We start from the raw sequence: 23945 nt of genomic DNA, 5'->3' as shown, positions 1-23945 counted from the left end.
TGTTAACTGAGAATCTTCACTCACTTTCGTTTTTCCGGTCGACTCGACTAAGCTCGTGGCATGACTGCTGATCGGGCCGCTGCCGCGCAGCTGGGTCTGCGTGAGCGCAAGAAACTGATGACGCGGCAGGCCATCCTGGACACCGCGGCCGAGATGTTCGCCGAGCGCGGCTACGACAACGTCACCGTGGTGGAGATCGCCGACGCGGTCAACATCTCGGCCAAGACCGTCTTCGTCTACTTCCCGGCAAAGGACGACCTGGTCTTCCACGGCGAGGACGAGCTGTGCGAGCGGCTGGTCGGCGCGGTGCGCGAGCGCCCGGAAGGCGAGTCGCCGCTGGAGGCCGTGGTCGGCGTCATCCGCGCCGAGCTGACCTCGGCAGGCGCCGGGTCGGTGGACGAGCTGGAGCGGCTGCGCGGACTGGTCGGCGACAGCCTGGTCCTGCAGGCCCGGATGCGGCTGATGTGGGAGCGGTTCGAGTGCGCGCTGGCCGCACAGCTGGCCGAGGAGGAGGGCCTGCATCCGTACGCGCCGCGGCCGCGGGTGGTGGCCGCGCAGCTGGTGCTCATCTACCGGCTGCTGGCCTCCCAGGAGGTGCTCGACCACATCCGCGCCAAGCCGAAGACCCGGCGGCGCGCCGCCTTCGCCGAGTGGCTGGACACCTCTGCCGACCTGGTCGGGGACGGTATCGGCGAGTACGGGAGGCGCTGACCTCCAGCGTCACGACCTCAGCAGCGGGATGGCCCTTGCGGTCATCCCGCTTTTCGCTGTCCGCGATGTGACCTCATTCGCCCATTAAGGTTGTTGACACGAAAAAGTGTGTCACCTACCTTTTGTGGTGTGCCTGGTCAGACCGCACCCGGCTCGTTTGTCCGGAAAGGACAGTCCCGATGACCGACAACGCCGAACTTCCCCAGATTCCGGTGGCCCGGACCTGCCCGTTCGCCCCGCCCACCGCCTACACCGCGCTGCGCGAGGCCGGACCGGTGGTCCAGGTGGGACTGCCCGGTGGCGGCACCGCCTGGGCGGTCACCACCCTGGCCGGGGTCCGCGAGGTGCTGACCCGCCCCGAACTCAGCTCCGACCCCACCCGCCCAGGCTTCCCCGAGCCCTGGCCGGACCCGTCGGAGGCAGCCGAGGAGCCGGAGCAGGATGGCGAACGCCCATTGCCGCAGCTGATCGAGATGGACGCCCCGGAACACACTTACTACCGGCGCATGCTCATCCCGGAGCTGACCGTCAAGCGGGTCAACGCCCTGCGGCCCGGCATCCAGGCACTCGTCGACGGCCTGATCGACACCATGCTCGACCGCGGTCCGGTCGTCGACCTGGTCACCGATTTCGCCCTGCCCATCCCGTCCACGGTCATCTGCCAGCTGCTCGGCGTGGCAGGCGACAGCCACGAGTTCTTCCAGTCCCGCACCGAGATCACCCTGGACAACACCGCCACCGCCGAGCAGAAGATGATCGCCTACCAGGAGCTGTACGCCTTCCTCGATGAGGTGGTGACCAAGAAGGAGGCCGAGCCCACCGAGGACATCCTGGGCCGCCTGATCAGCAAGCACCGCGCCAACGGCGAACTCTCGCACGAGATGCTGGTCAACACCGCGGTCCTGCTGCTGCTGGCCGGACACGAGACCTCGGCCAGCACCATCGCCCTTGGCGTGCTCACCTTCCTGGAACATCCGGCGCAACTGGCCCTGCTCCAGGACAATCCGGAGCTGGCGCTGGCCGCGGCCGACGAGATGGTGCGCTTTCACTCCCTCGGCGACGTCGACGTCTCCCGCGCGGTCACCGCCGAGTTCTCCTTCGGCGGCCACACCATCCGCCCCGGCGACGGCGTGCTGCCGGTCATGTCCGCGGCCAACCGGGACCCGGCGGCCTTCGACCGCCCCGACGAGTTCGACATCACCCGCTCCGACCCGCGCCACCACATCGGTTTCAGCTACGGCCCGCACCAGTGCCTCGGCCAGAACCTGGCCCGCGCCGAACTGGAGATCGCCTACCGCAGCCTGTTCCAGCGCATCCCCACCCTGCGCCTGGCCGTTCCGGTGGAGCAGCTGGAGTTCAAGACCGACTCGCAGATCTTCGGACTGCGCAGCCTGCCCGTCACCTGGTGAAGGAGAGCCGCCATGAAGATCATCGTTGACCGCGACAAGTGTTGCGGCGCCGGACAATGCGTGCTCGCCGCCCCAGACCTGTTCGATCAGGACGACGACGGCATCGTGCTGCTGCTCAACGCCACCCCCGCGCCCGCCGGGTTCGGCGCGGCGCGGGACGCGGCCACCCTGTGCCCGGCCGCCGCGATCACCATCGAGGAGTGAGATGAGCGAGCACATCGTCATCGTCGGCGCCTCCGCCGCCGGACTCAGCACCCTGGAACGGTTGCGGCGCGAGGGTTTCCCCGGCCGCGTCACCGTCATCGGCGCGGAACGACGGGCACCGTATGACCGGCCGCCGCTGACCAAACGCTTCCTCTCCGGCGAGTGGTCCGCCGAGCGCACCGAACTCCGCACACCTGATGCCCTGGCCGAACTGGCGGCCGACTGGCAGCTGGGCGTGGCGGCCCTCGGCCTGGACGTGCGCCACCGAAGGCTGCGGCTCACCGGCGACCGCACCCTGGACTACGACAAACTGGTCATCGCCACCGGCGTCCGGCCCCGTACCCTGCCCGGCACCGCGGACCTGGCCGGGGTGCACACCCTGCGCACCCTCGACGACGCCCTGGCCCTGCGCACCGCGCTGGCAGGCCGCCCACGGGTGGTGGTCATCGGCGCCGGACCACTGGGCTCGGAATTCGCCGCCACCGCGCACGACCGCGCCGACTCGGTCACCCTGGTGGACCCGCGGCCGGCGCCACTGCACCGCCAGCTCGGCGACTACCTCGGTGGCAGGCTCGCGACCCTGCACACCGCGCACGGCGTGGCCCTGCGGCTGGGCATCGGCGTGCATGGCGTACGCGCCGCGGCGGGCCGGGTCACCGGCGTGGAACTGGCCGACGGCAGCGTGCTGGCGGCCGACCTCGTGCTCATCGCGATCGGCTCCACCCCGAACGTGGACTGGCTGGCCGACAGCGGAATCCCGGTCTGGAACGGCGTGGTGTGCGACGAGTTCTGCCGCGTGACACCGGAGATCTACGCCGCGGGCGACGTGGCCAGCTGGTACCACCCGGACTATCAGCGCCGGATGCGGCTGGAACACCGGATGAACGCCACCGGGCAGGGCGCCGCGGTGGCCCGCAACCTGCTCGGCGCCGCCGAACCCTTCGCCCCGGTCCCGATGTTCTGGACCGACCACTACGACACCACCATCCAGGTGCACGGACTGGCCGGACCCGGAGCCTTCACCGTGGTCGACGGCGATCCGGCACAGGGGCGTTTCGTCGGCCTCTACGGCGACGGCAGGCAGGTGACCGGGGTGCTCAGCTGGAACAGCGTGCGCGCGGCCCGCACCTTCCGCCCGCTGCTCGGCGCCGACTGGACCAGCGCTCACCCCAGTGGCAGCACCGCCGCCACCGCGAACTGAGCATCGTCCCGGCCGACGGTGAGCGACCCGCCCGCGCTGCGCGCCCGCTCCCGCATCCCCGGAATCCCGTTGCCGCCCGAAGGACCCCGGCCCGGACCGCCCAGCTCGTTGCGCACACTCAGTTCCAGCTCCACCGCGCCGTAGGTCAGCCGCAACCAGGCGCGGTGACCCGCCCCGTGTTTGAGCGCGTTGGTCAGCGCCTCCTGGACGATCCGGTAGGCGGCGCGACCGACCAGCGGGGGCAGCGGCCGGGGAACTCCCTCGGTGGTGGTCTCCACCAGGAACCCGGCCGCAGCCAGGCTGGTGATCAGCTCGGGCAGCGCGTCCAGTTCCGGGACCGGGGCGCGCACCGCGGTCAGCAGACCACTCAACTCCGCGAGCACCGCGGTACCCGCCGCGCGCACGTGCGCCAGCGCGGCCTCGGCGGCGGCCGGATCGGTGGGCAGCAGCCGCGTCGCGACGGCGGCCTGCACGTTCATCACCGCGATCCGGTGGCCGACCACATCGTGCACATCCCTGGCGATCTGCAGTCGTTCCTCGGCGACCTGACGGCGGATCCCCTGCTCCCTGGCGGCTTCGGCGCGCAGCACCCGCTCCTGGGCCGCCGCCAGCAACGCCCGCCGGTGCCGGGCCACCTCACCGGCGATCGAGGCCAGGCCCGCCCAGGCCACGGTGGTCGCCGCGTCGGAGAGGCCGAACCCGGGGGCGGCGGGCACGGCCGCGGCGAGCACCACCGCGACTCCTGCGGTCAGCGACCGGGACCGCCACTGCGGATAGCGCTGCGCCTGGCAGTGCAGGGCGACCCCCAGCGCCACCTGGTAGGGCGTGATGCCGGTGCGCAGCAGGTAACCCGACAGCAACGCCGCCAGCAGCACCAGCACCGCCACCGTCGGCACCCGCCGCCGCGCCACCAGCACCACCAGCCCGGCAGCGGCAGGCAGCAGTTCCAGCGGGCCCCAGCGCACCCACGGCTCCCACAGCGGGGTGCACCAGCACAGCACCAGGAACACCCCCGCCACCACACCATCGGCCACCGCCCGATTCCACCGCATCCGGCCACCCTAGGAAGTCGGCGAGGACCCCGAATCCGCCCAGCGGAGCGGTTCCGGCCTCCTCCCCGGGGAGTGGTCGGGTCACCCCCACACGCCGATTCGCCCGCCATCCCAACGGTCCTAGCCTCGGCGCCATGATCGAAGTCGACCAAGTGTCCAAACGCCACGGTGCGACCCTGGCCGTGGACGGACTCAGCTTCACCGTCAAACCCGGTGTGGTGACCGGATTCCTCGGCCCCAACGGCGCGGGCAAGTCCACCACCATGCGGATGGTCCTCGGCCTTGACCGCCCGGACACCGGCCGCGTGCTGGTCGGCGGCCGGGACTACCGAGCCGAACCCGCGCCGCTGCACCGGATCGGCGCGCTGCTGGACGCCAAAGCCGTGCACCCGCACCGATCCGCCCAGGACCACCTGTGGTCCCTCGCGCTCACCCACGGCATCCCGCGGGCCAGGGTGGCCGAGGTGCTCGACCTGGTCGGACTGTCCACAGTGGCCACCCGCAGAGCGGGCGGGTTCTCCCTGGGCATGAGCCAGCGCCTCGGCATCGCCGCCGCCCTGCTCGGTGATCCCGAGGTGCTGCTGCTCGACGAGCCGGTCAACGGCCTGGACCCGGACGGCATCCGCTGGATCCGCGGCCTGCTGCGCGAGTTGGCCGAAGCGGGCCGCACCGTGTTCGTCTCCTCGCACCTGATGAGCGAGATGGCCCTGACCGCCCAGCACCTCATCGTGGTCGGCCGCGGCAGGCTCATCGCCGACGCCGCGATCGAGTCGATCACCGCGGCCGCCTCGGTGCGGGTGCGTGCACCCGGCGCCGACCGGCTGGCCGAAGTGCTGGCGGGCAACGGGATCTCGGTCACCCGCAACGCCGAGGACCCGCGACTGCTGGAGGTGCGCGGCCTGAGCGCGCTGGAGATCGGCGAACGGGCCGCCGCGGCCGGGATCGTGCTGCACGAACTCACCCCGGTGCGCGCCTCGCTGGAGGAGGCCTACCTGGAACTGACCCGCGAGGCCCTGGAGTACACCGCATGAGCACGATCACCCTGTCCTGGACCGGAATCCTGCGGTCCGAACTGGTCAAGCTGCGCTCTGTGCACACCACCGTGCTCGGCTTCGCCGCCACCGCGGTGCTCATCGTGGCCTACGGCCTGGTCAACTGCCTGGTGCTGCTCAACCCGGCGGTCTCGGAGAACAACCCCGGCCTGGACCCGGTGGCGCAGTCGCTCACCGGCCCGGTGCTCGGCCAGCTACTGGTCTGCACCCTCGGCGTGCTCGCGGTGACCAGCGAGTACGCCACCGGCGCGATCCGCGGCACCCTGGCCGCGGTGCCCCGCAGGCTGCCGGTGCTGTGGGCCAAGGCGGCCGCCCTGGCCCTGACCACCTTCCTGGTCGGCCTGTTCGCCCTGCTGGTGTCCTTCTACGCCGGTCAGGCGGTACTGGCAGGCGGTGGCCTGCCGACCGCGGCGCTGACCGATCCCGGTGTGCCACGGGCGATCCTGGGCTCCGCGCTCTACCTGGCCGGGGTCGCTGTGCTCGGCGTCGCCGCCGGAATCCTGTTCCGCGCCACCACCGCCGCGGCCGCCACCCTCTACGCCACCCTGCTGATCGCCGACTCGCTGCTCGGCCTCGCCCCGGCGCCGGTCTGCCGGGCGGTGGCGCCGTTCCTGCCGTCCAACGCCGGTTTCCTGTCCATGGGCGGGATCACCCCACCCGAGGGCTTCCTGTCCGTGACCGGCGGCGCCGCGGTGTTCCTCGGCTACCTCGTGCTCGCCGTCGGCGGCGCCGCCCTGGTGCTGCGGAGCCGGGATGTCTGAGCGGATCGGCGGAATCCCCGGCCTGGCCCTGGACCTGATGGAGGCCATCGGCGCTCCCGGCGCGGCGTTGTTCGTCGCACTGGACAGCTTCGTGGTCGGCTTCCCCGGCGAGGCCATGCTGCCAATGGCCGGTTTCGCGGCCAGTCAGGGCCGGTTCAGCCTGCTCTCGGCGTTGCTATGGACCACACTGGGCTCGCTGGCCGGCGCACTGGCGATGTACCTCATCGGCAGATCGCTTGGCCGGGACCGCACCCGCGCCCTGGTGGACCGGATCCCACTGATGAAAGCCACCGACTTCGACCGCGCCGAGACCTGGTTCCACCGGCATGGCAACAAGGCGGTCTTCTTCGGCCGGATGCTGCCCCTGTTCCGCAGCGTCATCTCGCTGCCCGCAGGCATCGAACGGATGCCGCTGGGCCGGTACCTGGCACTGACCGCGGCGGGCAGCCTGGTGTGGAACACCGTGTTCATCCTCATCGGCTACGTGCTCGGCGTGCAGTGGGAACTGGTGGAGCCGTACCTGGACGTCTTCCAGTACGGCGTGATCGCGGTGCTGCTGGTGCTGCTCGGCTACTTCGTGGTCAGCCGGGTGCGCGGGCGCGGCAGGGAGAAGGCGTAACCCAGCCAGTGGCCACCCGCCGGGATCCGGCGGGTGGCCACTGGAGCCGCGATCAGGCGCGGAAGAAGTCCCGCAGATCGCCCGCGAGCACCTCGGGCCGTTCCATCGCGGCGAAGTGCCCGCCGTCGGGAAACTCCGACCAGTGCACGATGTTCGAGTTGTCCCGCTCGGCGAAGGTCCGGATCGTGGTGAAGTCGTCCTTGAACACCGCGACCCCGGTCCGGGACGGGTTCACCGCCGGTTCCGCCGCCGCCCTGCCCTCCTCGAAGTGGTAGCGGCCCGCGGTCGCCTGGGTGTTGGTGAACCAGTACAGCGACACCTGGGTCAGGATCTGCTCGGTCGTCACCAGGCTCGTGCCGTTGCCGAAGTTGTTGAACAGCTCGCTGTAGGCGAGTTGGCCGACGGGGGAGTCGGCGATGGCGGCGCCGATGGTCTGCGGGCGGGTGCCGTTCATCTGGTTGTAGCCGCCGACGGACTGGAACCACTGGAGGTGTTCCAGCGCGGCGTAGTCCTTGGGCTCCAGCTTCTCGAACTCCGCCGGGTCGCCGGAGGGGAAGGAGAACAGCTGCAGCACGTGCAGGCCGAGGAAACCCTCCGGCTGCAGCAGGCCCAGCTCGCGGGAGATCATCGCGCCGCCGTCGCTGCCGTGCGCGCCGTAGGAGTCGTAGCCGAGGCGGCGCATCAGTTTGTCGAAGGTCTCGGCCACCTTCCGCATGGTCCAGCCGCGGCCGACGAGCGGTGTGCTGAAGCCAAAACCGGGGATCGAGGGGACTACGACGGAAAACGCGTCCGCCGCGTCGCCGCCGTGTGCGACCGGGTCGGTGAGTGGGCCGATCAGGTCGAGGAAGTCGGCGAAGGAGCCGGGGTAGGTGTGCAGCAGCAGCAACGGGGTCGCGTTCGCCTCCTTCGACGGGACGTGGACGAAGTGCACGGTCTGCTCGTCGATTTCGGTGCGGTACTGGGGTAATTCGTTCAGCCGGGCTTCCTGGGCGCGCCAGTCGAACTTGGTGCGCCAGTGCTCGACGGTCTCGCTGAGGTAGCTGTTCGGGGTGCCGTACTCCCAGTCGTCGGTGGGCGCGGGCCGCGGCAGCCGGGTGCGGGCCAGGCGCTCGTTGAGGTCGTCCAGGTCGGCCTGGGCGATGTCGATCCGGAAGGGGCGGATGTCCGTGGAGTTCGTCATGGCGCAGACTCTAGAGAACTTTTAGGCACGTTAGATTCCTATATGGTCACTTCATGCTCGATACTTCTTCGCGGCTGCTCGCCCTGCTGGCGCTGATGCAGTCCCGGCCGGAGTGGCCGGGTTCGGAGCTGGCCGAGCGGTTGCACGTCAGCGGGCGCACCATCCGCAACGACATCGAACGGCTGCGCGGGCTGGGCTATCCGGTCGAGGCCACCCGCGGGCCCGCCGGGTACTACCGGCTGGGTGCCGGGGCGAAGCTGCCGCCGTTGCTGCTGGATGACGAGGAGGCGGTGGCGGTCGCGGTCGGACTGCGGGCCGGACGTGGGGTCGCGGGCATCGAGGACAGCGCCGCGCGGGCGCTCAGCAAACTCGAACAGGTGTTGCCGCACCGGTTGCGGCGACAGGTGAGCGCGTTGCGCGCGGCGGTGTCCGAGGGGCCGGGCAACACCGGCAGCAATGTGGCCGATCCGGTGGTGGACGCGGCCGTGCTGGCCACGATCGCGGCGGCGGTCCGGGACACGGAGTTGCTCCGGTTCGACTACACCGCCCCGGCCCGCGACGACGACGCGCCACTGCGCAACGACGCCTCCGCGCCGTTTGGGGACTGGCCGGTGCTGGTGGAGCCGTATCGGCTGGTGAGCTGGCAGCGGTACTGGTATCTGGTGGCGCGGGGCGCGGAAACCGGGGCGTGGCACACCTACCGGGTGGACTGGATCACGCTGCGGATGCCGACCGGCCGCCGGTTCGCGCCGGTTCCCTTGCCCGGTGGTGACTACCTGAGCTTCGTGCTGCGGGATGTGGCCGTGGCGGGCTGGCGGGTGCACGCCCGGATCACCGTGCGTGCACCCGCGCAGGATGTGCTGGCCCGCATCAACCCGGCCGTCGGCGTGGTCGAGGCGGTGGACGAGTCCACCTCGGTGCTGGTGACCGGCGCGGACAGCCTGGAGATGCTCGCGGTCTACGTCGGCATGCTCGGCCTGGACTTCCAGGTCACCGAACCACCCGAGCTGGTCGAGCACATCCGCACCCTCGGCAGCCGCTACGCCCGCGCCGTCGAGTAGGCCAGCGCCCGCAAACCCGCACCGTGTTGGCCGTTGTCGTACGGTGAGTTGGCCGTTGTGGACGGCGAGTTGGGCCAACTGGTACGCCGGGTTGGCTGAAGTGGGCGTACCGGTTGGCCCAAGTGGTACCAGTTCGGCCAAGACTGGGTACGACAACGGCCAACACGCCGGTGGGTTACGGACCGAGCAGGTCGAGCACTTCCGCGCGGTCGAAGTGTTCTGCCCAGGATCGGGCGTCGCCGTCGAAGCGGCAGTCGCGCAGGCCGGGGTCCGCGCCCAGTTCCAGGAGTAGCCGGACCAGGTCGGTGTCGCCGACCTGGATGGCGGTGTGCAGCGCGGTCTGCCACGGGTGCTCCAGCGGCATATCGCCGCGCCCGCGGGCGTTGATATCGAACCCCTTGTCCACCAACAGTTTCACTGCCTCGGGACGGTGTTGCGCCGCGGCCCAGACCAGCAGGCCGGGCCGGGCGGCGCGGGCGGCGTCGACGATGTGCGCTGGGGTGGCCTCGACTTCGGCCCGGTCCCCGGCCAATGCCGCGGCGACGAAGGTGTCCACGGGGTCCAGCTTCGGTTCGGGCGCGTTCAAGTCACGCAACTGCTTGGCCAGCTTGCGGTGGCCGTTGCGCAGCGCGTGTTCCAGTGGCGTGGCGCCGTCGGCGAGCGGGCTGGTCACGTCGACGCCGTGCGCGGCCAGCAGCGCCACCCGCTGTCGCTGGTCGTGGGTGACCGCCCAGTGCAGCAGCCCGCGCACCAGTTCCTCGGGCGAGCCGATCAGGTCGGGCACCAGGCGTCGCCACGGGCCGCCGTCGCCCTGGCCGAGGCCGAATTCCAGGAGCAGTTCGGCGAAATCGTCCTGTTCGGTGAACATGCGGTTGTAGAGGCTTTGCCCGTCATTGGGGTCGGCGCCCGCGTTCAGGAGCAGGCGGGCCAGGGCGATGCTGTGCGGGTGCGGCGGCTGGTCTTCCTCACCGCCGCCCAGTGCACCGGTCAGCACGGTGAAAGGTGTTGGCAGGCCGAGGAAAAACCGGCCGTCGTTGGGGTCGGCGCCGGCGTCGAGCAACAGTCGCGCGGCGGCGAGGGTGTCCTCCTGGCTCACTTCGAGGCGGGCGTAGGCGAGGTACATCAGCGGCGGCCAGTCGAAGGGGGCGGCGGGCTTGACCGCCGAGGCCCCGGCGGCCAGATGTTGGTGCAGCGCGGGGACATCGGCGCATGCGGCGGCCACCGCGATGCTGGTCGCGGGCAGGTCCGGGTGCTGGTGCCGCAGTCGGGCCGCCTCGACCCACCGGTCGGGGGCGTCCTCGGCGAAGTTCAGGCAGGCCAGCCGGAGGAAGCGCGCGGCGGGTGATTCCGCGCCGGCCGGTTCGGTGTAGACCCAGGTGCGCGAGTTGAGCGCCTCGACGTGTCGTTGCAGTCGCGGCCAGCTGGCGAAGCCGTAGCGGCGGGCCAGGGTGCGCTGCGCGTCGGCGAGGGTGCCGCCGGGGGTGGCCCGGTGCAGCTCTTTGGCCTGCTTGCGGAGCTGGCCGAGATCGGGTCGTTCGGGCAGCGGGACGGTCGTCATCACGACCTCCTTCCATGTCCCCGTGGTCCGCGTGACGGGGTGAAAGGAGGTGGGTTGACCAGGGGTTACCCGCCTTCGATGGGCAGGCTCAGCCTTTTCCGCGGACCCGGAGGCGACCCAACTCGCCTGTCGGCAGCCTACCCCGCCATCCTGACCTTCGCCCGTCATATCAACGTCTGTTAGTTTGTCGATGTGAGTATTGATCGTGGTGACGAGTGCGACCTGCTGTGCCTGGACCTGCCGCACGCCGAGGAGATCCGGGCCGGACTGCCCGAGCTGCCCGCGGTCGAACCAGCCGCCGCGGCCGCGCGGGCGCTGGGTGATCCGACCAGGCTGACCATGGCCGCCGCGCTGTACTCCGGCGGCGAGCTGTGCGTGTGCGACCTGTCCTGGGTGGTCGGCCAAGCGCAGAACCTGACCTCGCACCACCTGCGCCAGCTCAAGCACGCCGGAATGGTCGGTTCGCGCCGGGACGGCCGCCTGGTCATGTACGCCCTCACCGAACGCGGCCGCACGCTGGTCGGCGCGGTACTCGGCGAGCGGGCCACCCCCGCGATCGTGCGGGGCTGAGCGATGTCCGACGCGTGCTGCGGCCCTCAGACCGCCTCCCCGGCCGCCGAACCGGCCCGGTTATGGCAGGTCAGGGAACTCCAGCTGGCCGCGCTCGCCGCGGTCCTGCTCGCCGCCGGTTGGCTGATCGGTGACGACCCGGTCGGCACCGGGCTGACGCTGGCCGCCGCCGTGGCCGGGGCCGTCACCTTCGTCCCCGGCGCGGTACGCGACCTGCTGCGCGGCCGGATCGGGGTCGGCACCCTGATGACCATCGCCGCGATCGGCGCGGTCGCGCTCGGTCAGCTCACCGAGGCCGCGCTGCTCGGCGTGCTGTTCTCTCTCGCCGAAGGCCTGGAGCACTACGCCGTCGCCCGCACCCGGCACGGTCTGCGCGCCCTGCTCGACCTGGTGCCGCCGACCGCCTCGGTGCTGCGCGCGGGCGCCGAAGTCCAGGTGGCGCCGGAAGAACTCGGGCTCGGCGACCGGATGTTGTTGCGACCCGGCGGCCGGGCGGCCACCGACGGGGTGATTCGCGCCGGGCACACCAGCCTGGACCTGTCCGCGATCACCGGTGAGTCGGTGCCGGTGGAGGCCGGGCCCGGCGAGGTGGTGCCCGCCGGGGCGATCAACGGCGGCGGGGCGATCGAGGTCGAGGTCACCGCGCTGGCCAAGGACTCCTCGCTGGCCCGGATCGTGCACATCGTCGAGCAGGCCCAGGACCGCAAAGGCAGCGGGCAGCGGCTGGCCGACCGGATCGCCCGCCCGCTGGTGCCCGCGATCATGATCCTGGCGGTGCTGATCGCCGGACTCGGCGCGCTGCTGGGCGATCCGCTGCTGTGGCTGGAACGAGCCCTGGTGGTGCTGGTCGCCGCCTCGCCGTGTGCGCTGGCCATCGCCATCCCGCTCACCGTGGTCGCCGCCGTCGGCGCGGCCAGCAGACAGGGCGCGCTGGTCAAGGGCGGGGCCGCACTGGAGGAACTGGGCCGGATCGGCGTGGTGGCGCTGGACAAGACCGGCACCCTCACCCGCAACAGCCCGCGAGTAGTGGAAATCCGCCCCGCTGACGGCATCACCCGGGACCAAGTGCTGACCGCGGCTGCCGCGCTGGAGGCCCGCAGCGAACATCCACTGGCCCGCGCCATCCTGGCCGCCACCGACACCGTGCCCGCGGCCACCGATGTCACCGCGGTGCCCGGCCACGGCCTGCACGGCGTCCTCGACGGTTCCATCCTGCGCCTGGGCAAACCCGGCTGGATCACCTCCGGCCCACTGCACGCCGAGGTCGAACGGCTCCAGGAAGCCGGAGCCACCGTCGTACTCATCGAACGCGACGGCACCCTGCTCGGCGCGATCGCCGTGCGCGACGAACTCCGCGCCGAAGCCCCGGAAGTCGTCGCCCAGCTGCGCAAGCTCGGCATCGAGGTCGCCATGCTCACCGGCGACAACGCCCGCACCGCGACCGCCCTGGCCACCCAGGCCGGGATCAGCACCGTGCACGCCGACCTGCTGCCCGAGGACAAAGCCGCCCTGCTGGCCCAGCTTCGTGGCAGCCGCCGGATCGCCATGGTCGGCGACGGCGTCAACGACGCCCCCGCGCTGGCCACCGCCGAGGTCGGCATCGCCATGGGCGCGATGGGCACCGACGTGGCCATCGAGACCGCCGACGTCGCGCTGCTGGGGGAGGACCTGCGTCACCTTCCGCAACTGCTCACCCACGCCCGGCACGCCCGCCGGATCATGCTGCAGAACGTCGGGCTGTCCCTGGCCATCATCGGGGTGCTGATCCCGTTGGCGGCCTTCGGTGTGCTCGGCCTGGCCACCGTGGTGTTCGTACACGAGCTGGCCGAGGTCCTGGTGATCCTCAACGCCATCCGCGCCGCCCGCGGCACCCGGCTGCCCGCGGTGGCGTGAACCGCACCGCGGGTACAACTTGGCCCAACTGGTACGCCCGCTTGGGCAAACTTGGCGTACCAGTTGGCCCAACTCGCCGGGTCAGGCCGCTGGGCTGTCGCCGTCGAAGTCCACCCGGACGCCGGAGAGCAGTTCGGCGGTCACCATCGGCCGGGCGGCCAGCGGTGCGGTGGTCCCGGCGTTGTCCGGGGTGAGGCCGAACAGGGGCAGGGCCGGGGCCAGGCCGTGGATCTCGACCGGGACGGTGCGGTTCTCCTCCCAGGTCTGACGGTCCATCCGGTAGCGGTCGCTCAGGACCTGGCGGCCGCGGACCTGGTTGACCTGCATGCCGTCCGGCTGGAAACCCAGCTTCTTGAACACCGTCTGCGAGGCGGTGTTACTGCGCTGCACCACCGAGAAGGAGTACTCCGCGCCGAGGCCCTCGAAGGCCAGGTGCAGCATCGCGGCCCTGGCGTAGGTGCCCACGCCCTTGCCCTGGAACGGCAGGCCCAGCCACGCGGTGCCGAGGACCTCGCGGGTGAGGTGGAAGTCCCTGGCGCCCATGCTGTAGCAGCCGATGACCTGATCCTGGTGCACCGCAACGAGATACAGCGTCCAGTCGTTGGGGGTCCAGGCGCCAAGGGAGTTCCAGTGCCGCTGCACCACCCGGCGGGCCACCACCTCCGGGTCGCCGTCGGTCCAGTGCGAGAAGAACGGCATCTCGCCGGGATCGTGCACGCCCCTGGCGGCGACCTCGGCCAGCTCGTCCAGGTCGGCCAGGCTCGGCCAGCGCAGCTCCACCTCGGGGGTGCTCAGGCGCAGGCCCGCGATCGGCCAGTGTCGCAACATCTCGCTCACTTCCCTTCCACAGACTCGATCGCGTCCAGCGCGTCCAGCAACCGCAGCAGCTCCGCCGGCGTGCCCATGGACACCCGCAGGTGGCCGGGGAAGCCGAACAGGCCCGCGTCGCGGACCAGGATCCGGTGCTCGGCGGCCAGCCGGTCCTGGGCGGTGCGGGAGTCGGCCACCGCGACCGCGACGAAGTTGGTCACCGAGGGCAGCCAGCCCCGGCCCCTGGCCGTGAGCTGGTCGCAGAACCAGCCGCGACGCTCCACATTGGACGCTCGAACGCCTGCCAGGTGGTCCTGATCGGCCAGTGCCGCGATGGCCGCGGCCTGGGCGATCGTGTTGGCGCTGAACGGCATCGTGCCCTGCGCGGCCCGCAACGCACTGAGCTGCTCGGCCGCGCCGATGGCGTAGCCGATGCGCAGCGCGGCCAGCCCGTAGGCCTTGGACAGCGTGCGCAGGGCCACGATCGGCGCGCCCCGGTCCAGGTAGTCGCGCACCTGGGGCGTGCCGGGGTCGGCGAAGTCCAGGTAGGCCTCGTCGAAGACGATCGGCACCCCGGACTCCTCGGCCGCGCGCACCAGCCGGTCCAGCTCGGCCCGGCTCAGCACCCCGCCGCTGGGGTTGTGCGGGTTGCACACGTAGCCAATACCGTGCTGCGGCAACGCTTCCGCGAAGTCCTCGACGTCCAGCGCCCCACCGGAAAGCGGCAGCGCGGTGCAGCCGCGGCCACTGGTTTCCAGGCAGGTCTGGTACCCGGGGAAGGTGCCGGCCGTGGTCAGTCCCGGCCGGTCCGGCGCGCCAACGGCGAGGCTGGTCAGCAACACCAGCTCGTCACTGCCGTTGGCCACCGCGACCTGCTCGACCGGCAGCTTGTGGTGCGCCGCAATGGCTTCGGCCACCCCGGCCCGCGCAGGGTCGGGGTAGACGCTGACCTGGGTCAGCGCGGCCGCGGCGGCGGCGAGGGCGGCCGGGCTGGTGCCGTAGACACTCTCGCTCAAGTGCAGCCGGGTCAGGCCGTCGGCGTGGGCCGCGTTGAGGCCGCCGCTCACGTCTTGTCCCCGATCAGCACGCCGAAGCAGTAGCTGCCACGTTCGGCCTCCAGGGTCAGGAAGCAGTGCACGCCACCGGCCGGGATGCGCATCACCGCTGGCGAGGTCAGCTCGTGCTTCTCCCCGTCCAGCTGGACCTCGATCCGGGCGCCGCCGGGGGTGGGCGAGATCAGGAAGTAGATCTCGTCGACCTCGTGCGTGTGCGGGGCAGCCACCGGCTTGCCGACCAGCGCGCTCAGTTCGCCACCGGCCAGCTGCACCGGCAGGCCGCCGAACATGTCCGCGGTCAGGTAGAACGGCGCGGGCTGGTGGTGCCCGGCCACGGCCAGCGGGATGGGCAGGTTGGTGTGGATCTCGGCCATCTCAGCTCACCGTGCTTCCAGGACGAACAGCCACGAGTGCGGGGCGCCGAAGGGCACCGCGCGGCGCAGGTGCAGGCCGGCCTCGGCGAAGAGCTGCTCGTAGGCCTCCTTGGTGTGCAGCGGCACGCCCATCAGCGCGTGCGCCAGCTCGAACCCGGTGGAGAACACCGGCAGCGTGGCGTCGTCGTCGCGGCGCGGCCGGATCACCGTGTCGGCCAGCAGGAACGTGCGCGCCTTGGGGAAGACCTCGCGCATCCGGGGCAGGATGTCCCGGCGGGTGGCCGGGTTGGCCAGCAGGTCGTGCAGCAGGAAGAAGCTCATCACCGCGTCCACCTCGGCGATGGCCGCGCGGTGCTCCTGCGCCAGCACCACGTCCAGCACGTCGGCCTGGATCGCGCTGACCCGCTCGGCCATACCGGCCGCGGCGATGGTGCGGTGTGCGATCTCGGTGGCCGGACCGCTGATGTCCAGGCCGAGTCCACGGGCGCCGGGGCGTCCGCCCACCACCCGGCTGACCCGGGCGGAGGTGCCGCTGCCCAGGTCGGCCAGCACGCTGAAGTCGACCTCGGCGAGCACCCCGTCCAGGATGTGCGCCATCAGTTCGCGGTCGCACTGGGCCGAACCCAGTGCCACCATGCCCTCATCGCGCAGCACGTCCTGGCTGTAGGTGCGCTCGCCCAGGGCCAGCGGGCCCGCGTTGGCGAAGACCTCGTTGTAGCCGCCGACCGCCCAGGTGAAGAAGCCGTGCATGCGCACGACCTCGCGCCCGGCCTCGGTCAGCGTGACCTTGTCGCCGTCCACGCTGACGTGGCCGAAGGAGCGGGCGGCGTGCACGAAGGAGCGGAACATCGGCTCGTCCACCGAGTGCTCGGCGCAGAAGGCGGAGACGTCCACGAATCCGGCCGACTCGAACTCGGCGAGCACACCGAGGCGGTTGAGCGCGAAGAGCACGTTGGCGGCGATGTAGCCGTTGAACGCGCTGTCGGCGCTCATCGGCAGCGGCGCGCGGCCGCGCCAGTCCTGGGCCAGCACCGGGTTGTCCTCGATGCGGTCGGTCCTGGTCACGTCGGTGACGGTCATGCGAAGTTCCCCTCCAGTGTTCGGGATCGACCAGCCCGGTACTCCTGGTGGAGGCGGCCGAGCATGGCGTTGAGCTGTTCGGGTCCGGTGATCGCGCGGTAGGCGAGCACGGCCAGGTCCCCTCGGGTGGTGACCAGGGCGCGGACCAGTGGTGCGTCGAGCAGCTCGAACGGGGTGGTGGCCCATTCGGTGAGTGCCGCCCGGCTGTGTTCGTCGGTGGTGGCCTCGGCCACGGTCAACTCGGCCAGCGGCCGGGTTCGGACGTGCGCGAACCAGCGGTCGCCGTCGCGGTGCACGATGGTGCGCAGCGCGGGTTCGGCGGCCTGTAGTTCGGTGAACAACCGTTGCAGCACAGGCACATCCGGGTTCTCGCCCAGCGACACGGTGGCCAGCACGTTGTTGTCCGCGCGGCCCTCGGTGCGCACCTGGTCGGTGAACACCAGCCGCAGCGGCACCGGCGCCAGTGGTGTCACCGACTCCAGGTCCGGGTCGGCGCCCGCGCCGTCGGTGGCCAGCGCGTCGGCCAGCGACTTGACCACAGCGTCCACAGTGGACGCTCCGGCCAGGTCGGGGCGGACCCCGGTGAGGCGGCGCAGCCGGTGCTGGCAGCGGTCCAGTTCGGCCGGTGAGGCGGTGGCCAGCACCGTGTCGGTCAGCCCGGCCAGTTCCGCCACCGCCGCCGGGTCGATCACCGGCATGGTCATGGTGACGCGGCGGAAGGCGTAGCCGGGCAGGTGGATCCGCCGCCCGGAGCGCCGCTGGGTGAGATCGGCGGGCACGCCCTGGCACCAGCGATCGGCCAGGCTGACCGCCGGATCGGCCGCCTCGGGACCGAGGAAGGAGGCCCCGACCCGCCCGTGCACCCGCTGCTCGCTGACCGGCGCGGTCAGTGCTTCGATGGCCTGGGCGTGGCCGGTGGCGAGCACCACGCAGCGGTGGTCGAACTCCTCCCGGCCCCTGGCCAGGGTGAAGGCCACATCGCGCAGGTCGGCGTCCGGGTGCTCGCGCAGCCAGTCCGCCAGCCGCTGCCGCATGGCCGCCAGCACCGCCGGGTGCCCGGCGGACAGCGGCAGCAGCCAGGTCTGTTCGGTCACCGGTCCTCCTCGCGGTGCTCCTGGATGATCAGGTGTGCGTTGGTGCCGCCCAGCCCGAACGAGCTGACCCCGGCGGTGCGAGGTCCGTCGGCGCGGGTCCAGGTCCGGCCCGCGGGCAACAGCTCGAACTGCTCGGCCAGGTCGGCCACGGGTTCGGCCACATTCGGCGTGGCTGGCAGGAAACCCTCGCGCACGGCCAGCGCGGCCTTGATCAGCCCGGCGATGCCCGCGGCGGTGTCGGTGTGCCCGATGGCCGCCTTGACCGAGCCGAGCGCGAGCGGTCCGCCCGAGCCGTAGACCTGGGTCAGCGCACCGAGTTCCACCGCGTCACCGAGCCGGGTGCCGGTGCCGTGGGTCTCCACGTAGTCGACCTCGGCGGCCGGAACCCCGGCGCGGGCCAGCGCCCTGGCCAGCACCTTGGCCTGACCATCCACGCCCGGCGCGGTGTAGCCGACCTTGCGCAGACCGTCGTTGTTGATCGCCGAACCCTTGATCACCGCGTGGATCGGGTCCCCGTCGCGGCGGGCGTCGGACAGGCGCCGCAACAGCACCGCACCCGCCCCGTCCCCGGCGACAACGCCGGTGCTGCGCTGGTCGAACGGCCGGGACACCCCGTCCTCGGCGAAGACCTGCCCCGGCTCCCAGACGTAGGAGCCCTCCGCGTTGGCCTGGATGGACACGCCACCGGCCAGCGCGTAGTCGCAGTCGCCCCGGCGCAGGCTCTCCGCGGCCAGGTGCACCGCGACCAGCGCGGTGGAGCAGCCGGAGTCCACCAGCATGGACTCGCCGCCCAGGTCGTGGTGGTAGGAGAACCAGGTGTTCATGAAGGTGGCCTCGGTGAAGACCACCTCGCCCGCGGGCAGGAAACCGTCGGTCGCCGGCTTGACCCCGGGCACCGCGCGGCCGCCGTAGAGGCTGGTCCGCCCGCGCAGGTCGGACATGCGCAAGCCGGCGTCTTCCACCGCGGCCCACAGGCATTCGTAGAACACCGCGTGCTGCGGGTCGACCGGGCGCGGCTCGTCCGCGCCGATGCCGAACAGGCTGCCGTCGTAGGCCAGTCCGTCGGCGAGCAGGCCGTAGCGGTACACCGTGCGCGACCCGTCGGCGTGCTCGACCGGCGCGCGGCCGGTGGTCAGGCAGTCCCGCCCGGCCCGCAGATTCGCCCAGTACTCCTCGACATCGCGGGCTCCGGCGAAGCGACCGGCCATGCCGATCACCGCGATGTCCTCGGCCGCGTCCGCCCCGCGCAGCACCACGGGCAGCGCGGTCACCGGCGCCGCCCCGGAGAGCAACTCGGCCTGGTCGGCCGCGGAGGGGTTGCCCATGAGCTGCGCGATGGACACGGTGACCCCGGTCCGGCTGCGCAGCGCCTCCTGGAGCTTGACCACCAGCAGCGAGTGCCCGCCAACGTCGAAGAAGCTGTCCCGCGCGCCCACCTCGGCCACCCCGAGCACCTCCCGCCAGGCCGCCAGCACCTGCTCCAGCGCCCCCAGCGGGCGTACGGGCTCAGCCCCACCGCCGAGTTGGCCAAACTCGTACGCCCCGTTGGCCAAACTCGTACGCCCGGTTGGGCCAACTGGACCGGCCGCCGTGGGTTTGGGCAGTTTGGGCCGGTCGATCTTGCCGTTGCGGTTGAGCGGCAGCTCGGACAGTTCGACCAGGTGCGTGGGCACCGCGAAGGAGGGCAGCACCCGGCGCAGGTGTGCCCGCAGAGTGTCCACATCGGACTGTCCGGAGTAGACGACGTAGGCGACGATCTCCCGCTCGTCCCGCTGGTTCTGCGCGGTGGTGACGAAACAGGCCTCTACCAGGTCGTGCGCCAGCAGCGCGGCCTCCACCTCACCCAGCTCGACCCGCTGGCTGCGGATCTTGACCTGGTTGTCGGCGCGGCTGACGAACTCCAGCAGGCCCTCGGCGGTCCAGCGCACCCGGTCCCCGGTGCGGTACAGCGTGCCGGGCCCGAACGGGTTGGGCACGAACACCTTCGCGGTGCGCTCCGGGTCGTTGAGGTAGCCGTGCGCGACGCCGGGGCCACCCAGCAGCAGTTCGCCGATCACCCCGGCCGGGGCGGGGCTGGTGCTGCCCTCGAACACCACGTGCAGCTCGGTTTCCGGCACCGGCACCCCGATCGGCACCGTGCGATCGGATTCGCGCACGGTCTCGATCGGCCAGTAGGTGGAGGTGAAGGAGTTCTCGGTCGGCCCGTAGCTGTGCACCAGGGTGCCCGGCGCGCACCAGCGCAGCGCGCGCCGCACGTGCGGCACCGAGATCCGCTCGCCGCCGAAGTACACCCGGCGCAGCGACTGCAGCAGGTCCGGGGTGTCCTCGATGATCCGGTTGAGCAGCGGCGTGGTGATCACCAGCGTGGTCACGCCGTGCGCCCGCACCTGCGTGCGCAGTTCGACCGGGCTGAGCACGATGTCCTTGTCCAGCACCAGAAGCGCCGCGCCGTGCGCCAGCGCGCCCCAGATCTCGTAGGTCGCGCCGTCGAAGTTCAGCGGGCACAGGTTGGCGATGACGTCGGTGTGCTCCAGCCGGAGGAACCGATCCGCACCCATCAGCCGGGCCATGCCGATGTGCGGCAGCACCACGCCCTTGGGTCGGCCGGTCGAGCCGGAGGTGTAGAGCACGTTGAGCGTGGACTCCGGCCGGATCTGGGCCACCGGCGGTGTGCCCGGCAGCTCAGCGGCCTGCGTCAGCGCCGCGTCCAGGGCGTGCCCGCCGACCTCCTCGGCCTGTTCGGCCGCGCACAGCACCAGCACCGGGGCGGCGTCGGCCAGCACGAGTGCCCGCTGGTGCGCCGGGTAGGCCGGGTCCAGGGGCAGGTAGGCCGCGCCGGAGAGGGCCACCGCGAGCATCGCGACCACGGTGTCGACTCCCGGCGGCAGCATCAGCGCGACGATCCGCTCCGGACCGGCCCCGCGTTCGCGCAGCCAGTTCGCCAGCGCACCCGCGCGGTGGGCCAGTTCGCCGTAGCTCAGGCTCTGCTCGCCGTGCCGCACCGCGAGCGCGTCCGGCCGGGTTTGGGCGTGGCCGAGCACAAGTTCGGGCAGCAGCACCGTGGTGCTCTCGGCCGCCTCGGACGCGGGCGCCGGGTCGGCCAGGGTGCCGAGCAGGTCCCGGCAGTCCTGGCCGGGGTCGGCGACCGCGGCGGTGAGCAGCGCGGTGAGCTGGTCCAGCACCAGGCGCACGGTGGCCTCGTGGTAGACCGCCGTGTCGTAGTCCACCCGCAGCCGCAACGAGTCCGGGCGCTCGATCCCGGCCAGGCCGAGGTCGTACTTGACGCCCTCCACCTCGTGATCGAGCAGCCGCACCGGCGCACCGGCCACGGTCCAGGACACCGGTTCGGCCGAGCGATGGTCGAAGACCGCGCGGTAGACCCCGGCCTCCGCGCCGTGCCGGGCCAGTGCGGTGCGCAACTGGTCCAGCGGCACCCGCTCGTGTTCCAGCCCGTCGAGCACCTGTTCGCGCACGGCTCCCAGGAGCTGCCGGAAGGTGTCCTGCTCGCCCAGGCGCACCCGCACCGGCAGCACGCGGGTGTGCAGGCCGATCTCGTGGTCCAGCCGGGGATCGCTGCGGCCGCTGAACGGCATGCCGAGCACCCCGTCCGGCTCACCGCTCCACGCGGAGAGCAGCAGGCCCCAGCCGGCCAGCAGCACGGTGGCTGGCGAGACCCGCTCCGCCTCGGCCAGCTCGCGCAGTCCGGTGAGCGCGGCCGGGGACAGCTCGGAGACCAGCGTGCCGCCCGCTCCCGCACCGGATTCCGGGCGGACCAGGTCGGTGGGCACGGCCAGCGCCGTCCACCCGTCCGCGGTGAGTTCGGCCCAGTAGGCCAGATCCTCCGCGGCGGTGTCCTCACTGTCCACAGTGGACTGTGCGGGCAGATTGGCCGGCACGCCGTCCAGGCGGGCCTGGTAGGCCTGCAACAGGTGGTCGGCCAGCAGCTCCATCGACCAGGTGTCGGTGACGATGTGGTGCACGGTCAGCACCAGCAGCGCACCGTCGGCACAGCGCAGCAGCCCGGCCCGCAGCAACGGCGGGGAGGCCAGGTCGAAGGGCCGATCGCCCTCCGCCCGAGCCCACGCCAGCGCCGCGTCCCGGGAATAGGGCCCGGAACGGGGCAGATCGGCCAGGCTGACGGGCAGGTCGGGTCGCACCACCTGGTGCAGTTCGCCGCCGTCGAGCTGGAAACTGCTGCGCAACTCAGGGTGCCGGGCCAGCACGTCGGCCAGCGCGGCCCGCAGCGCCGGCACGTCCGGGGGTGTGCCGAACTCCAGGTCGATGCTCGCGTTGTACCGGCCGGACTCGGGTTCGCCCTGCACCGCCAGCCACATCTCCAGCTGGGTGGCGCTGGCCGGTCGCGAGGTCATCGCCCTTCCCCGTACAGCTGCTCGATGACCTCGGCGTACTTGGCCGCGATCGGGTTGCGCCGCTTCTTGAAGTTCGCGGTCAGCTCGCCGCCGTCCACCGACCACACCGCGGGCAGCACCCGGAAGGCGCGCACCTGTTCACTGACGGCCAGTTCGCCGTTGGCCTTGCGCACCGCCTCGCCGATCTCGGCCAGCAGGTCCGGATGCCGGCTCAGTTCGGCCAGCTCCGGGCTCAGTTCGCGTTCGGCGGCCCACTCCGCGACCCGGTCGGCGTTCAGGGTCAGCAGCGCGGTGACGTGCGGTCGCCGGTCGCCGATGGCGCAGGCCGCGCCGATCAGCGGATGGCGCTGCAACAGGAACTCGATCTTCGTCGGCGCGATGTTGGTGCCGGCGGTGTTGATGATGAGTTCCTTCTTGCGGCCCACAATGTGCAGGTGGCCCTGCTCGTCGTAGGCGCCGATGTCCCCGGTGCGGAACCAGCCGTCCGGGGAGAGCACCTCGGCGGTGGCCTCGGGATCCCGGTAGTAGCCCTGCATCACCATGCCGCCGCGGATGATGATCTCGTCGTCGTCGGCGAGCCCGATCTCCACACCTGGGTAGGGCTTGCCAACGCTGCCGTTGGGTCCGTCGCTGGTGACCGAGGTGGTCAGTTCGGTCATGCCCCAGGACTGCGTCATGGACAGGCCCAGCGACTGGAAGAACTCGATGATCTCCGGGTCGATCGGCGCGCCACCGCTGACCGCGCGCAGGCACTCGTCCAGCCCGGCCTTGGCCAGGATCGCCCGCAGCACCGGTCTGACCTGCTCGGCGGGCCCGCGCAGGTCCTCGGGCACCTCCTCGCCGCGCGCCTGGAACCTGGCGAGCTGTCTGCCTACCTGGAGGCAGCGCCGTACCAGCGCGGTGCGGCCGGGTTGCGGATCGTTGTCGATGGCCGCGTTCAGCTCGGAGTGCAGTCGCTCGAAGATCGCCGGCACGCCCATCAGCAGCGAGGGCCGGACCTCGCGCAGGTACTGGAACAACTTGGCCGGGTCGGGGCAGAAGTTGATGACCGCCCCACCCATGATCACGTGACCCCAGTGATCGACCATGCGCGCGCCGACCGTGCCCAGCGGCAGATAGGAGATGATCTTGAGGTTCTGGGTGGGCAGCGTGCCCTGCTCGGGTTCGGCGGGCTTGCTGCCGTCGGGCTCGCGGAAGCCGGCCGCGATCGACCAGCGGACGTTGCGGTGGGCCAGCATGACGCCCTTGGCCGCGCCGGTGGTGCCGGAGGTGTAGACCACGGTGGCCAGATCGTCCGAGCTGAGGCGGGTGGTGGCCTCGGTGAAGAAGTCCGGCCGGCCGGGGACCAGCTCGGCGCCCCGAGCCCGCAGGCTTTCCCAGGTGTGCAGCCAGCCCGCCTCCTCGGGGGCGACCTCGCCGGTGAGCAGCACCACGGTGCGCAGGTGCGGCAGCCGGTCCCGGACCTCCTCGAACTTGGCCAGCAGCTCCCGGTTCTCCACAAACGCGACGGTCGCCTGGGAGTTGTCCGCGATCTCGGCGACCTGGCTCGGGGACAGCGTGGTGTGCATCGAGGTCGCCACGCCGCCCGCGGCCTGCGCGGCCAGGTCGGCGATGTGCGGCTCGGGCCGGTTGCGCGACATCAGCAGCGCGAACTCCTTGGGCCGGAAGCCGATCAGCTCCAGGCCCAGCGCGACCTCACGCACCGCGTCCCGGTACTGGTTCCAGGTCAGCGACTTCCACTCGTCGCCTTCCTTCCACAGCATCGAGTCGGCCTCGCCCAACCGCTCGACGGTGTCCAGGAACCCGCTCAGGACGGTGTGTCCCTCGATCTCCGCCTTGACCTCATCGCGCACGACGTCCACGTCGGCGACGGGCATGAGCCGCGTCATTC

Annotated in this window: 20 protein-coding genes; 10 read left to right on the top strand and 10 right to left on the bottom strand. The window is 71.6% G+C overall.

What is annotated here, in order from left to right:
• The first annotated feature begins 60 nt into the window (after positions 1–60).
• The 4 genes from ACTOWY_RS08025 to ACTOWY_RS08010 all read left to right on the top strand — a co-directional run bounded on the left by ACTOWY_RS08025 (position 61) and on the right by ACTOWY_RS08010 (position 3525).
• The gene (locus ACTOWY_RS08025) at positions 61–711 is read left to right on the top strand and encodes a TetR/AcrR family transcriptional regulator (protein WP_441308972.1); all 651 of its coding nucleotides are present in this window, start codon (positions 61–63) and stop codon (positions 709–711) included.
• Between the two features lie 179 nt (positions 712–890).
• On the top strand, positions 891–2120 hold the full coding sequence (locus ACTOWY_RS08020) for a cytochrome P450 (protein WP_441308971.1): 1230 nt from the start codon (positions 891–893) through the stop codon (positions 2118–2120).
• A 12-nt stretch (positions 2121–2132) separates the two neighbouring features.
• On the top strand, positions 2133–2324 hold the full coding sequence (locus tag ACTOWY_RS08015; RefSeq protein WP_441308970.1) for a ferredoxin: 192 nt from the start codon (positions 2133–2135) through the stop codon (positions 2322–2324).
• A 1-nt stretch (position 2325) separates the two neighbouring features.
• Positions 2326–3525: an NAD(P)/FAD-dependent oxidoreductase gene (locus tag ACTOWY_RS08010; protein WP_441308969.1), complete on the top strand. Its 1200-nt coding sequence runs from the start codon at positions 2326–2328 to the stop codon at positions 3523–3525.
• Here ACTOWY_RS08010 and ACTOWY_RS08005 read toward each other — a convergent pair.
• A complete protein-coding gene (locus tag ACTOWY_RS08005; RefSeq protein WP_441308968.1) occupies positions 3489–4577 on the bottom strand; it encodes a sensor histidine kinase in 1089 nt (362 codons plus the stop codon). The two genes, ACTOWY_RS08010 and ACTOWY_RS08005, sit on opposite strands and share 37 nt — an antisense overlap.
• Before the next feature lie 134 nt (positions 4578–4711).
• Here ACTOWY_RS08005 and ACTOWY_RS08000 point away from each other — a divergent pair, with 134 nt between their 5' ends.
• From ACTOWY_RS08000 to ACTOWY_RS07990, 3 genes are read left to right on the top strand one after another with little or no spacing between them, the layout of a single operon-like run.
• The gene (locus tag ACTOWY_RS08000) at positions 4712–5608 is read left to right on the top strand and encodes an ATP-binding cassette domain-containing protein (protein ID WP_441308967.1); all 897 of its coding nucleotides are present in this window, start codon (positions 4712–4714) and stop codon (positions 5606–5608) included.
• Complete coding sequence (locus ACTOWY_RS07995) at positions 5605–6390, top strand: ABC transporter permease (protein WP_441308966.1); 786 nt, start codon at positions 5605–5607, stop codon at positions 6388–6390. The genes ACTOWY_RS08000 and ACTOWY_RS07995 overlap by 4 nt, the downstream gene beginning before the upstream one ends.
• Entirely contained in the window at positions 6383–7009 is a 627-nt protein-coding gene (locus tag ACTOWY_RS07990; protein ID WP_441308965.1) for a DedA family protein, read from the top strand. Before ACTOWY_RS07995 ends, ACTOWY_RS07990 begins: the two co-directional genes overlap by 8 nt.
• A 52-nt stretch (positions 7010–7061) precedes the next feature.
• On the opposite strand, the gene ACTOWY_RS07985 is transcribed toward ACTOWY_RS07990, so the two are convergent.
• Complete coding sequence (locus ACTOWY_RS07985; protein WP_441308964.1) at positions 7062–8189, bottom strand: epoxide hydrolase family protein; 1128 nt, start codon at positions 8187–8189, stop codon at positions 7062–7064.
• A gap of 53 nt (positions 8190–8242) precedes the next feature.
• Between ACTOWY_RS07985 and ACTOWY_RS07980 the strand changes: the two genes are divergently transcribed.
• Complete coding sequence (locus tag ACTOWY_RS07980) at positions 8243–9250, top strand: helix-turn-helix transcriptional regulator (RefSeq protein ID WP_441308963.1); 1008 nt, start codon at positions 8243–8245, stop codon at positions 9248–9250.
• Between the two features lie 175 nt (positions 9251–9425).
• Here the strand turns inward: ACTOWY_RS07980 and ACTOWY_RS07975 are convergent, their stop codons facing one another.
• Entirely contained in the window at positions 9426–10808 is a 1383-nt protein-coding gene (locus ACTOWY_RS07975) for an ankyrin repeat domain-containing protein (RefSeq protein ID WP_441308962.1), read from the bottom strand.
• A gap of 192 nt (positions 10809–11000) precedes the next feature.
• Between ACTOWY_RS07975 and ACTOWY_RS07970 the strand changes: the two genes are divergently transcribed.
• Together ACTOWY_RS07970 and ACTOWY_RS07965 are read left to right on the top strand one after the other, a co-directional pair.
• Complete coding sequence (locus ACTOWY_RS07970) at positions 11001–11378, top strand: ArsR/SmtB family transcription factor (RefSeq protein WP_441308961.1); 378 nt, start codon at positions 11001–11003, stop codon at positions 11376–11378.
• Positions 11379–11381: 3 nt separating this feature from the next.
• Positions 11382–13271 carry a heavy metal translocating P-type ATPase gene (locus tag ACTOWY_RS07965; RefSeq protein ID WP_441308960.1) on the top strand — a complete coding sequence of 630 codons (1890 nt, stop codon included), beginning with the start codon at positions 11382–11384 and terminating at the stop codon, positions 13269–13271.
• Between the two features lie 81 nt (positions 13272–13352).
• On the opposite strand, the gene ACTOWY_RS07960 is transcribed toward ACTOWY_RS07965, so the two are convergent.
• The 7 genes from ACTOWY_RS07960 to ACTOWY_RS07930 are packed head-to-tail and all read right to left on the bottom strand — an operon-like array spanning position 13353 to position 23943.
• The gene (locus ACTOWY_RS07960; protein ID WP_441309128.1) at positions 13353–14099 is read right to left on the bottom strand and encodes a GNAT family N-acetyltransferase; all 747 of its coding nucleotides are present in this window, start codon (positions 14097–14099) and stop codon (positions 13353–13355) included.
• A 5-nt stretch (positions 14100–14104) separates the two neighbouring features.
• Entirely contained in the window at positions 14105–15148 is a 1044-nt protein-coding gene (locus tag ACTOWY_RS07955) for a pyridoxal phosphate-dependent aminotransferase (RefSeq protein ID WP_441308959.1), read from the bottom strand.
• Positions 15145–15510, bottom strand: a complete 366-nt coding sequence (locus ACTOWY_RS07950; protein WP_247764945.1) for a cupin domain-containing protein — start codon at positions 15508–15510, stop codon at positions 15145–15147. The genes ACTOWY_RS07955 and ACTOWY_RS07950 overlap by 4 nt, the downstream gene beginning before the upstream one ends.
• Positions 15511–15516: 6 nt before the next feature.
• Complete coding sequence (locus ACTOWY_RS07945; RefSeq protein ID WP_441308958.1) at positions 15517–16590, bottom strand: hypothetical protein; 1074 nt, start codon at positions 16588–16590, stop codon at positions 15517–15519.
• A complete protein-coding gene (locus tag ACTOWY_RS07940; RefSeq protein WP_441308957.1) occupies positions 16587–17684 on the bottom strand; it encodes a CurL C-terminal domain-containing protein in 1098 nt (365 codons plus the stop codon). The genes ACTOWY_RS07945 and ACTOWY_RS07940 overlap by 4 nt, the downstream gene beginning before the upstream one ends.
• Positions 17681–22054 carry an amino acid adenylation domain-containing protein gene (locus ACTOWY_RS07935; RefSeq protein ID WP_441308956.1) on the bottom strand — a complete coding sequence of 1458 codons (4374 nt, stop codon included), beginning with the start codon at positions 22052–22054 and terminating at the stop codon, positions 17681–17683. The genes ACTOWY_RS07940 and ACTOWY_RS07935 overlap by 4 nt, the downstream gene beginning before the upstream one ends.
• Positions 22051–23943 (bottom strand): AMP-dependent synthetase/ligase, encoded by a 1893-nt coding sequence (locus ACTOWY_RS07930; RefSeq protein ID WP_441308955.1) that lies wholly within the window; start codon positions 23941–23943, stop codon positions 22051–22053. The genes ACTOWY_RS07935 and ACTOWY_RS07930 overlap by 4 nt, the downstream gene beginning before the upstream one ends.
• Between the last annotated feature and the right edge of the window lie 2 nt (positions 23944–23945).

The sequence above is a fragment of the Crossiella sp. CA198 genome (assembly GCF_052078295.1).
Taxonomy (GTDB): Bacteria; Actinomycetota; Actinomycetes; order Mycobacteriales; family Pseudonocardiaceae; genus Crossiella.
Note: the sequence above shows the minus strand (reverse complement) of the source record. Positions and strands in the feature narration are given on the sequence as shown.